We start from the raw sequence: 503 nt of genomic DNA on the forward strand, positions 1-503 counted from the left end.
CATAGAATGAGGAAATAACATATATGGTCCTTCAACCCCTGATTTTAGAAGAGCTCCCCTTGTTTCAGATAGGATTGTATCAATATCTCGGGCAGAATTTGTAACCTCACTAAATCCATAACCTGCCTTTTCAACAACAACAATTTTATATTTATCGCTTAACAAAGAATATAGTGATTTAAAATCTAATATAGATGAGCTCGTGCCACCGCCTGACATAAAAACAAGAGTTTCATCTCCATTTCCTTCTATATAAACGTGCATTTGATGACCATTCACTTCTACAATTTTCCCAATTGGAATAAACAGTTTATCTTCCTTCGATAATTGTATTTTATGATTAATAAAACTGGAAATAAATAATAATACAAAAATCCCAAAAATAATTGTAAATATTATCATCATATGTTTTAACATCTTCTTCATATTTACCTCCATTGTGGGTAAACCTCTTTCTTATTAAACTGAAGCACCTAGTTAGTTGATTAATAGAACTTCTAATA

Annotated in this window: 1 protein-coding gene; it reads right to left on the minus strand. The window is 30.4% G+C overall.

Going from position 1 to position 503, the window contains the following annotated elements; all coding sequences use genetic code 11:
• Positions 1–426: alpha/beta fold hydrolase (locus AC1DUW_RS32280; protein ID WP_477644647.1), on the minus strand; the 426-nt coding region annotated here is incomplete at its 3' end.
• Positions 427–503: the final 77 nt, after the last annotated feature.

Source organism: Peribacillus sp. P4_C12 (assembly GCF_056402095.1).